The organism is Agromyces binzhouensis, assembly GCF_004135055.1.
Classification (GTDB): Bacteria; Actinomycetota; Actinomycetes; order Actinomycetales; family Microbacteriaceae; genus Agromyces; species Agromyces binzhouensis.
Genome location: NZ_SDPL01000070.1, coordinates 1 through 10,833, shown reverse-complemented (window position 1 = coordinate 10,833; position 10,833 = coordinate 1). Strand labels below are relative to the sequence as shown.

Sequence of the window (10,833 nt, the reverse complement as noted above, 5' to 3'; positions counted from 1 at the left end):
GGGCGGCATCGCCGTCGTGCGCGGCAACGAGGCGAGTGCCGCCGCCGAGGACGCGACGATCGAGGCGCTCGCCGCGACCTCGCTCGGCATCCGCGACAGCGACCGCGCCGTCGCGGCGCTCCTCGCGGTCGAGCTGCAGCGTCGCTGGCCCGACGACTCACGGGCACGATCCGCCCTGTTCGGAGCCCTCACCGGCGCGGACGGGCTCGTGGCCCGGCTCTCCCTCGGCGAATCGAGGGTGAACGGCGCACTGATCCCGGGCACCCGTACGGCCTTCATCGTCGAGGATCGCCTGATCGACGACGAGTCCCCCGGGGCCACGGCCGAGCCTCGTTCGGTCCGGGTGATCGATCTCGACGACGGCCGCACGATCCGCGAGTACGACGTCGACCTCGCACCGGTGGACCCGAGGTTCGAGCGCGACGTGTTCGTGAGCGAGGACGGAACGACCGCGTTCATCCAGTCGGGCGCGCAGCGCGACCCGGCGCGCGACAGCTGCTGCAGGAACTACTTCGACGCGGTCGACCTGGCGACCGGGGAGCAGCCCTTCCCGACCGTGGACTTCGACGACCGCACCGGGCAGGTCCCCGTGGTGGTCGCGGACGGGTCCCGCGCCTACTTCAACCACGCCGTCACCGGGGATCCGGGCTGGGTCGACCTCGCGACCGGCGCGGTCATGCTCTCGGTCGAGCACGACCCGCTCGAGTTCGAGGGCGTTCCCCTGTACACCAACGGTCTCGCGCTGATCGACGAGCGACTGTACGTCGGCGGCGAGGAGGGCATCGTCGCGTACGACGCGTCGAGCCTCGAGCGGCTGGGACGGCTGGGCGACCTGCCCGGCGACCTGGTCAACCAACTGCTGCTGCCCGACGGCGACGGCGGGCTCATCGTCTCCGGGGACGAGGGCGGGGTCGCCCGCCTCGATCTCGCCTCCGGCGAGGTGCTCTGGCAGCGCGCCGCCGACGAGATGCGCTGCGGCGAAGCGATCGTCGTGCCGCCCGACCGATTCGTCTGCACCGACGGGATCGGACAGATCCGTCAGTTCGAGCTCGCGACCGGTCGGGCCACGGGCGCGTCGCTCGACACCCTGTCGGACTGGAGTCGCGGTCTCGGCCTCCTTCCGGAAACCGAGGAGGTGGTGACGTTCACGACCCGATCTCCGGCATCCGTGCTGCGATGGCGCGTCGACGGCATGCCGGCGATCACCCGCCCCATCGCCGAGGGCCAGGTCGCGGTCGACGGGTTCGGCGCCGACGACACGCTGCTCATCACCGCTGACGCGCCCGCCGCGCACGGCGCATCGCCCGGGGCCGTCCGGCTGTGGAACGTCGAGGACGACACGCGGGCGAGCGACGACGCGTTCGAGCAGGTGTGGGTCGGCCGGGACACCGTCGCGGTGAACCGGACCGGGTTGGGCGACCAGGTGCTGCGTTCCGTCGACTCGGACGCGACGATCGAGATCGACGTGCCCGACGACGCGCGCGACGGATGGTTCGTGCCGCATGGCTCGACCGGTTCCTACGGGTTCGTGGTGATGCACGAGGGGTTGCTCGCCTTCGACCCCGGCAGCGGCGAACCCGTGACGCTGATCGAAACCGCGGTCGACCCCGTCATGTTCGGAAGCGGGCATTCGCAGGTCGGCGAGGATCGGGTCTCGTTCACCTGGTGGGACGCCGACCTCGGCCGCACCGTCACGAGCGTGTACGACATCGCTTCCGGCGAGGAGGTCGCACGAGGGCTCGAGGACGACGAGACCGTGGTGGGCCTGCCCGGTGGCGATGTGGTGAGCGCGAGCGCGGCTCGCCTCAACCGGAGCACGGGTGAGCTCGAGCCGGTGCACTCGTTGCCGAAGACCGGCGTCACCCCGGCCTACATGAACGTCAGCGACGACGGCTCGACCTTGCTGCTCTCGGGTCACGACCAGCGCATCGCGATCTACGACGTGATCGACGTGCGGCGGCTGGGCGACGAGATCTCGACGCCCCAGAGCCCGAGCCAGTGGTGGCCGGCGGGGTTCCTGAGCTCCGACGGCCGCCTGATGGCGACGAACACCCTGGACGGCGTGCTCCTCTGGGACCTCGACCCCGGCGCCATGCGCGACGCCGCATGTCGCATGGTCGGCCGCGACCTCACCGAGCTCGAGTGGGCGACCTACTTCGGCGACGAGGCCTACCACGCCACCTGCGCCGACTCGATCGGGTCGGGTGTCACGGCGGGTTGACCGCCCCGAGACGGGTAATCGACGAGGGCGCCCAGGATGCGATGTGCATGGGCGCCCTCGTGAACCAGTGCGGCGACGGTCGCTGAAGCGCGAGCCCTAGCGAGCGACCTCGCCGTCGACGTAGTCGTCCTCGCTGACCTGGGTCCACGCGAACAGCTTGCGCAGCTCGCGACCGGTGGTCTCGATGGGGTGACCCTCGCCCTTGGCGCGGAGCTCGAGGAACTCCTTGGCGCCGTTGTCCTGGTCGTCGATGAAGCGCTTGGCGAACGCGCCCGACTGGATGTCGGCGAGCACGGCCTGCATGTTCTCCTTGACGTGCGGGTCGATGACGCGCGGGCCCGAGACGTAGTCGCCGTACTCGGCGGTGTCGGAGACCGACCAGCGCTGCTTCGAGATGCCGCCCTCCCACATGAGGTCGACGATGAGCTTCAGCTCGTGGAGCACCTCGAAGTAGGCGATCTCGGGCTGGTAGCCGGCCTCGGTGAGGGTCTCGAAGCCGTACTGGACGAGCTGCGAGACGCCGCCGCAGAGCACGGCCTGCTCGCCGAACAGGTCGGTCTCGGTCTCCTCGGTGAAGGTCGTCTTGATGACGCCCGCGCGGGTGCCGCCGATGGCCTTGGCGTACGACTTGGCGAGGTCCCAGGCGCTGCCCGAGGCGTCCTGCTCGACGGCGATGATGTCGGGGATGCCGCGGCCGGCGACGAACTCGCGGCGCACCGTGTGGCCCGGCGCCTTCGGCGCGACGAGGATCACGTCGACGCCCTCGGGCGCCTGGATGTAGCCGAAGCGCACGTTGAAGCCGTGGCCGAAGACGAGCGTGTCGCCCTCCTTCAGGTTGTCCTTGACGGACTCGGCGTAGATGTGGCGCTGGAACTGGTCGGGCGCGAGGATGACGACGACGTCGGCCCACGCGGCGGCGTCCGCGACGCTCTTGACCTCGAAGCCGGCCTCCTCGGCCTTCTGGGTCGACTTCGACCCCTCCTTGAGGCCGATGACGACCTCGACGCCCGAGTCGCGGAGGTTCTGCGCGTGCGCGTGGCCCTGCGAGCCGTAGCCGATGACGGCGACCTTCTTGCCCTGGATGAGCGAGAGGTCGGCGTCCTTGTCGTAGTAGATCTCAGCCATTGCTGTTCTTTCTCCTTGGGTGGGGTTCAGGTGACGGATGCCTCGGCGCGGCGCCGTGGCATCCGCTGGTCAGTTCTTGAAGACGCGCTCGGTGATCGACTTGCCGCCGCGCCCGATGGCGAGGAGGCCCGACTGGGCGATCTCCTTGATGCCGTAGGGCTCGAGGACCTTCAGCAGCGCGGTGGTCTTGCCGGAGTCGCCGGTGACCTCGATCACGAGCGCGTCGGTCGAGACGTCGACGACGCGGGCGCGGAAGAGGTTGACGGCCTCGAGCACCTGCGAGCGCGTCGTGTTGTCGACGCGCACCTTGATGAGCAGGTGCTCGCGCTGCACCGACTGCGCCGGGTCGAGCTCGACGATCTTGATCACGTTGACGAGCTTGTTCAGCTGCTTGGTGACCTGCTCGAGCGGCAGGTCCTCGACGTCGACGACGACGGTGATGCGGCTGAGGCCGTCGATCTCGGAGTGGCCGACCGCGAGCGACTCGATGTTGAAGCCGCGGCGGGCGAACAGTCCCGCGACGCGGGTCAGCAGGCCCGGCTTGTCCTCGACGAGGAGTGAGAGCACGTGGGTCGACATGTCAGTCCTCCTCGCTGAATGCCGGCGCGTGGTCGCGGGCGTACTGGATGTAGCTGTTGGACACGCCCTGGGGGACCATCGGCCACACCATGGCGTCGGCGGAGACGACGAAGTCGATCACGACCGGGCGGTCGTTGGTCGCGAGCGCGAGCTTGATCGCGTCGTCGACCTCCTCCTCCTTCGTCACCCGGATGCCGAGCGCGCCGTAGGCCTCGGCCATCTTCACGAAGTCGGGGACGCGCGCGGTGTCGTGCCCCGTGTTCAGGTCGGTGTTGGAGTACCGGCCGTCGTAGAACAGGGTCTGCCACTGGCGGACCATGCCGAGCGAGGAGTTGTTGATGACCGCGACCTTGATCGGGATGTCGTTCAGGGTGCAGGTCGCGAGCTCCTGGTTCGTCATCTGGAAGCAGCCGTCGCCGTCGATCGCCCAGACGGTCCGGTTCGGCTCGGCGACCTTGGCGCCCATCGCCGCGGGGACCGCGTAGCCCATGGTGCCCGCGCCGCCGGAGTTCAGCCACGAGTTGGGGCGCTCGTACTTGATGAACTGCGCCGCCCACATCTGGTGCTGGCCGACGCCCGCGGCGTACACGCCCTCGGGTCCGGTGAGCTCGCCGATGCGCTGGATCACGTACTGCGGCGCGAGCAGGCCGTCGGAGGTCGGCGCGTAGCCGAGCGGGTACTCGGTGCGGAGGCCGTCGAGCGTCGCCCACCACTCGTCGATGTCGGGCGCACCCGCCTTGGTGACCTCGCGGTACGCGGCCAGCAGGTCGACGAGGACCTCCTTCGCGTCACCCACGATCGGCACGTCGGCAGCGCGGATCTTTCCGATCTCCGCCGGGTCGATGTCGACGTGGACGACCTTCGCGTCGGGCGCGAACAGTGCGGCCTTGCCGGTCACGCGGTCGTCGAAGCGCGCGCCGAGCACGATCAGCAGGTCGGACTCCTGCAGCGCGAGCACGGCGGGGACCGTGCCGTGCATGCCCGGCATGCCGAGGTGCTGCTGGTGCGAGTCGGGGAACGCGCCGCGCGCCATGAGCGTGGTCACGACCGGTGCGCGCGTGCCCTCGGCGAGCGCGAGGAGCTCCTCGGACGCCCCGGCGCGGATGATGCCGCCGCCGACGTAGAGCACCGGACGCTTGGCCTCGGCGATGAGCTGCGCCGCGGCGAGCACCTGCTTGCCGTGGGCCTTGGTGATCGGACGGTAGCCGGGCAGGTCGAGCTTCGGCGGCCAGGAGAACGCGAAGGTCGCCTGCTGGGCGTCCTTCGTGATGTCGACGAGCACGGGGCCGGGGCGACCGGTCGAGGCGATGTGCGCCGCGGCCGCGATCGTCGCCGGGATCTCCTCCGCGCGCTTGACGAGGAACGAGTGCTTCGTGATCGGCATCGTGATGCCGACGATGTCGGCCTCCTGGAACGCGTCGGTGCCCATGAGGTTCGAGAACACCTGGCCGGTGATCGCGAGCAGCGGCACCGAGTCCATGTGCGCGTCGGCGATCGCGGTCACGAGGTTCGTCGCGCCGGGGCCCGAGGTCGCGATCGCGACGCCGAGCTTGCCGGTCGACGACGCGTAGCCCTCGGCGGCGTGGCCGGCGCCCTGCTCGTGGCGGACGAGGATGTGCCGAAGCCGGCGGCTGTCGAGCAGCGGGTCGTAGACGGGGAGGATCGCGCCGCCGGGCAGTCCGAACACGTCGGTGATGCCGATGAGCTCGAGCGATCGCACGACCGCCTCGGCTCCGGTGAGCATCTCGGGCCCGTTCTGGGACTGCGACAGGGTGGCGGGCGATGGCACGGTGCTGGCTTCCGTGGACATTCGATTCCTGTTCATGGTGATGGTGTGTTCGGGACAGGCGAGAGCCTCAGCCCGTCGTCGCGCCTTCGGCTGCGGAGCGCACGAGCTTGGAGTACTTCGCGAGGACGCCTCGGGTGTAGCGCGGGGGAAGTGCGGCCCAGCCGTCGCGGCGGGCTGCCAGCTCGGACTCGTCGACCAGTAGGTCGATGGAACGAGCCGCGATATCGACCCGAATCAGATCACCATCGCGCACGAAGGCGATCGGACCTGCGTCCACCGCCTCGGGTGCCAGATGGCCGATGCACAGGCCGGTTGTGCCGCCTGAGAATCGACCGTCCGTCAAGAGTAGTACATCTTTTCCGAGCCCAGCGCCCTTGATGGCGGCGGTGATGGCGAGCATCTCGCGCATGCCGGGGCCGCCCTTGGGGCCCTCGTAGCGGATGACGACGACGTCGCCGTGCTTGATCTCGCCCGCGGTGAGCGCGTCCATCGCGGCACGCTCGCGCTCGAACACGCGGGCGGGGCCCTCGAAGGTCGCCGCGTCGAAGCCCGCGGTCTTCACGACCGCGCCCTCGGGGGCGAGCGAGCCGTGCAGGATCGTGAGGCCGCCGGTCTCGTGGATCGGGTTGTCGAGCGTGCGGAGCACCTCGCCGTCGAGGGCGGGGATGTCCATCTCGGCGAGGTTCTCGGCGAGGGTCTTCCCGGTGACCGTGAGCGCGTCGCCGTGCATGAGCCCGGCGTCGAGCAGCGCCTTCATGAGCACGGGGAGGCCGCCGCGGCGGTCGACGTCGTTCATGACGTACTTGCCGAAGGGCTTGAGGTCGCCGATGTGCGGCACCTTCGAGCCGATGCGGTTGAAGTCGTCGAGGGTGAGCTCGACCTCGGCCTCGCGGGCGATGGCCAGCAGGTGCAGCACGATGTTCGTCGAGCCGCCGAGCGCCATGCCGACCGCGATGGCGTTCTCGAACGCCTTCTTGGTGAGGATCTGCCGTGCGGTGATGCCCTGCTTCAGCAACTCGACGACCGCCTCGCCCGAGCGGTGCGCGTAGTAGTCGCGGCGGCGGTCGGCGGATGCCGGGGACGCCGACCCCGGGAGCGAGAGCCCGAGCGCCTCGGCGACCGACGCCATGGTGTTGGCGGTGTACATGCCGCCGCAGGCACCCTCGCCGGGCGCGAAGGCGCACTCGATGCGCTTGGCGTCCTCCTCGCTCATCTTGCCCGCCTTGACGGCGCCGACCGCCTCGAACGAGTCGATGATCGTGATGTCCTTCTCGGTGCCGTCGGACAGGCGCACCCAGCCGGGCGCGATCGAGCCCGCGTAGAGGAACACCGATGCGAGGTCGAGCCGGGCGGCGGCCATGAGCATGCCCGGGATGGACTTGTCGCAGCCCGCGAGGAGCACCGAGCCGTCGAGGCGCTCGGCCTGCATGACGACCTCGACGGAGTCGGCGATGACCTCGCGCGACACGAGCGAGAAGTGCATGCCCTCGTGGCCCATCGAGATGCCGTCGGAGACCGAGACGGTGCCGAATTGCAGCGGGTACCCGCCGCCGCCGTGCACGCCCTCCTTGGCGGCCTGCGCGAGGCGGCCGAGCGAGAGGTTGCAGGGCGTGATCTCGTTCCACGAGGAGGCGATGCCGACCTGGGGCTTGTCCCAGTCGGCGTCGCCCATTCCGACCGCGCGGAGCATCCCGCGGCTGGTGGTGGCCTCGATGCCATCCGTGACGACGCGACTGCGGGGCTTGGGATCGATCTCCGACATGGGTCGAGTCTACGGGCCGCGCGCGACCCGTTTCGCCGCGGGACCGGCGCTCGCGGCGGCATCCGTTCGCCACGGCGTCCAGTGCGGGGCGGGTACCGCGCCGCGGCGTTTCAGCGCGCGGCGTCGCGCACGTCGGCGAGGAGCTCGAGCAGCTCGGCGACGTCGTCGGGCCCGTTCAGGCGATACGCGGCGAGCGACTTGCCCTGTCCGACCTTCACGCCGACGTCGACGCCCTCGAGGACCGCGAACGCATCCTCGTCGGTGATGTCGTCGCCCACGTAGATCACGGCGTCGGCCCCCGCGTGCTGTCGCAGCCGAACGAGCGCCTCGCCCTTGTCGCTGGCCCGGACCGCGAACTCGAGCACGTTCTTGCCCGAGCGCGTCGCGAGGCCGGGCAGTTCCTGCTCGACCAGCTCGCGGGCGCTGCGCTGCAGCGCGGCACCGGCCCCGGCGCCCAGCTTGCGGGTGTGCAGCGCGATGCCGGCGGGCTTGCGCTCCACCCAGGCGCCGTCCGCAGCGGATGCCGCCTGCTCGACGATCTCGATGAGCTGCTCGAGCCGCGTCAGCTCGCCCTCGCGCAGGTCGATCGTCACGTCTCCCCCGCTGTCGAGCTGCAGTTCGACGCCGTGCGATCCGCTGAGGAGCGCCGCGACGGGCGGCGAGGCGACCTCCTTGAGGCTGTCGAGCGCGCGCCCGGAGACGAGCGCGACCCGGGTGTCCTCGTGCTCCGACATCCGTTCGATCGCATCGCGGGCGCGCGCGGTCGAGCGGGCGTCCTCCGGGCGGTCGACGATCGGGGCGAGGGTGCCGTCGAAGTCGAGCGCGACCAGGAGTCGCGGGGCCTCGGCGAGCTTGGCGACGGCACTGCGCAGCCCGTCGGGCACGCCCGGTTCGATCTTCCCGACCCCGGTGAGGGTCTCGAGGAAGGTCGCGGACCAGTTGGCGACGTCGTTCTCCTTGACGCGCTTGCGGAGCACCCGCATGCGGCGGGCCCGCTCGCGCTTGGAGAGCTTCGTGGCCTCGACCATGGCGTCCTTCAGGCCCTCGATGTCGTGGGGGTTCACGAGGATCGCCTGGCGGAGCTCGTCGGACGCCCCGGTGAACTCGCTGAGCAGCAGCACGCCGTCGTCGTCGTACCGGCTCGCGACGTACTCCTTGGCGACCAGGTTCATGCCGTCGCGGAGCGCCGTGACGAGCATGACGTCGGCCGCGAGGTACAGGGCGGCCATCTCCTGCCGCGGGTAGCCGTGGTGGAGGTAGGTGATCGCGGGGTGCCCGAGCGTCGAGTAGTCGCCGTTGAGGCGACCGACCATGAGCTCGATCTCGTCGCGCAGCTGCCGGTAGGTCTCGACGCGCTCGCGCGACGGGCTCGCGACCTGCACGAGCGTGGCCTGCTCGACCGAGAGCCGCTCGTCGCGCAGCAGTTCGCCGAACGCCTTCATGCGGTGGCGGATGCCCTTGGTGTAGTCGAGGCGGTCGACGCCGAGCATGACGATGTCGGGGTCGCCGAGGCTGCGGCGGATGGCGCGGGCGCGTTCCTGGACCTCGGGCGTGCGCGCGAGGTCCTCGAACGCCGCCGCGTCGATCGAGATCGGGAAGTGGCGGGCGACGACGTGGCGCACCGCGCCGTCCTCGCCGGGCACGTCGATCACGGTGCCGCGCGTCTTGTAGCCGAAGAGCCGGCGGACCGCGCGCGAGAAGTTCCCGGCATCCGCCGCCCGCTGGAAGCCGATGACGTCGGCGCCGAGCAGGCCCTCGACGACCTGGCGCCGCCAGGGCAGCTGCGAGTAGATGCCGTACGCCGGGAACGGGATGTGGTTGAAGAAGCCGATGACCAGGTCGGGCCGGGCCTCGCGGAGCATGCGCGGCACGAGCTGCAGCTGGTAGTCCTGCACCCACACGACCCCGCCCTCCGCTGCGGCGGCCGCGGCCGCCTGGGCGAAGCGGCGGTTGACCGCGACGTAGGCCTCCCACCACTCGCGGTGGAAGCTGGGCGGCGCGATGACGTCGTGGTAGAGCGGCCAGAGGGTGTCGTTCGAGAAGCCCTCGTAGTACTCCTCGATCTCCTGCTCGGAGAGCGGGACGGGCACGATCGAGATGCCGTCGTGCTCGAAGGGCGCGAACTCGCGGTCGGCGACGCCGGCCCAGCCGACCCAAGCGCCGTCGTTGGCCCGCATCACGGGTTCGAGGGCGGTGACGAGCCCTCCCGGCGAGGCCTTCCACTGCGTGTCGGCGCCCTCGCCGCCGACGTAGTCGACTGGCAGGCGGTTGCTGACCACGACCATGTCGTAGATCGGCTCGATGTCGGGCTCGGTGTCGGAGTCGGTCGCGGGCTTCACGTCGTCGGATCCTCCTGGCGGCTCGTGGATCAGGCTAACAGCCGAACGTCCCCACCCGATCCCCAGCCGTCGGGGCTAGACTTCGAGCCTCATGATCCGTATCGGTATGAGCACCACTTGCGTGTACCCACTCGAACCCGAGCACGCCTTCCGCATCGCGAAGGATGCCGGGTTCGACGGCGTGGAGATCATGGTCTCGCAGGAGGCGACGACGCAGGATCCCGAGGCGCTCGTCGAGATGTCCGAGCGCTACGAGCTCCCGATCCTCTCGATCCACGCACCGGTGCTGCTGCTCACGCACTTCGTCTGGGGCCGCGACCCGCGCGTCAAGCTGGCCCGCACGGCCGAGCTCGCCAAGGCGGTCGGAGCGGGCAGCGTCGTCGTCCACCCGCCGTTCCGCTGGCAGGCGAGCTACGCGCTCGAGTTCCTCCCGATCGTGCGCACCCTCTCCGAGGAGCACGGCGTCGAGATCGCGGTCGAGAACATGTTCCCGTGGCGTGCCGCGGGACGGAACATGAAGGCCTACGCGCCCGGCTGGGACCCGCGCCAGATGGACTGCGACGCGGTGACCCTCGACTTCTCGCACGCCGCGCTCTCGGGCACCGACAGCATGCAGCTCGCGACCGACCTCGGCGAGCGCCTGCGTCACGTGCACCTGTGCGACGGGTCGGGGGCGATCGGCGAGGGCCAGATCTTCGACGAGCACCTGCTCCCGGGGCGAGGCAGGGAGCCCGTCGCCGAAGTGCTGCGCATGCTCGCCGACCAGGGCTGGGACGGCTCGATCGTCGCCGAGGTGAACACGCGGAAGGCGAAGACCGAGTCCGAGCGGCTCGACATGCTGCGCGAGACCGTGGCGTTCGCACGCGAGCACACCGCCGTCGCACCGGCCCCCGCGCCGGCCGAGGCACCGCACGAGTCGCCGCTCCGCCGCGTCATCGACGCGATCATCCCGGGTCGCCACTCCTAGCCGGTCGCCGGCCCCGAGTCGGCGGCGGCGAAGGGCACGGGCCCCGACGCC

The 10,833-nt window shown here is 70.5% G+C and carries 7 protein-coding genes; 2 read left to right on the top strand and 5 right to left on the bottom strand.

What is annotated here, in order from left to right; all coding sequences use genetic code 11:
* Positions 1-2,221, top strand: a 2,221-nt coding sequence (locus ESO86_RS18600) for a WD40 repeat domain-containing protein (protein WP_165307364.1), incomplete at its 5' end; no start/stop codon positions are given.
* 96 nt (positions 2,222-2,317) lie between these two features.
* On the opposite strand, the gene ilvC is transcribed toward ESO86_RS18600, so the two are convergent.
* From ilvC to ESO86_RS05720, 5 genes are all read right to left on the bottom strand, one after another.
* Complete coding sequence (ilvC, locus tag ESO86_RS05740; protein ID WP_129233994.1) at positions 2,318-3,346, bottom strand: ketol-acid reductoisomerase; 1,029 nt, start codon at positions 3,344-3,346, stop codon at positions 2,318-2,320.
* 69 nt (positions 3,347-3,415) lie between these two features.
* On the bottom strand, positions 3,416-3,925 hold the full coding sequence (gene ilvN / locus ESO86_RS05735; RefSeq protein ID WP_129233991.1) for an acetolactate synthase small subunit: 510 nt from the start codon (positions 3,923-3,925) through the stop codon (positions 3,416-3,418).
* Position 3,926: 1 nt separating this feature from the next.
* Positions 3,927-5,735 (bottom strand): acetolactate synthase large subunit, encoded by a 1,809-nt coding sequence (locus ESO86_RS05730; protein ID WP_129233989.1) that lies wholly within the window; start codon positions 5,733-5,735, stop codon positions 3,927-3,929.
* Between the two features lie 46 nt (positions 5,736-5,781).
* Positions 5,782-7,476: a dihydroxy-acid dehydratase gene (gene ilvD / locus ESO86_RS05725; protein ID WP_129233987.1), complete on the bottom strand. Its 1,695-nt coding sequence runs from the start codon at positions 7,474-7,476 to the stop codon at positions 5,782-5,784.
* 110 nt (positions 7,477-7,586) lie between these two features.
* A complete protein-coding gene (locus ESO86_RS05720) occupies positions 7,587-9,815 on the bottom strand; it encodes a bifunctional alpha,alpha-trehalose-phosphate synthase (UDP-forming)/trehalose-phosphatase (RefSeq protein WP_340638835.1) in 2,229 nt (742 codons plus the stop codon).
* A gap of 121 nt (positions 9,816-9,936) precedes the next feature.
* Between ESO86_RS05720 and ESO86_RS05715 the strand changes: the two genes are divergently transcribed.
* On the top strand, positions 9,937-10,782 hold the full coding sequence (locus ESO86_RS05715; RefSeq protein ID WP_340638834.1) for a sugar phosphate isomerase/epimerase family protein: 846 nt from the start codon (positions 9,937-9,939) through the stop codon (positions 10,780-10,782).
* Positions 10,783-10,833 lie beyond the last annotated feature (51 nt).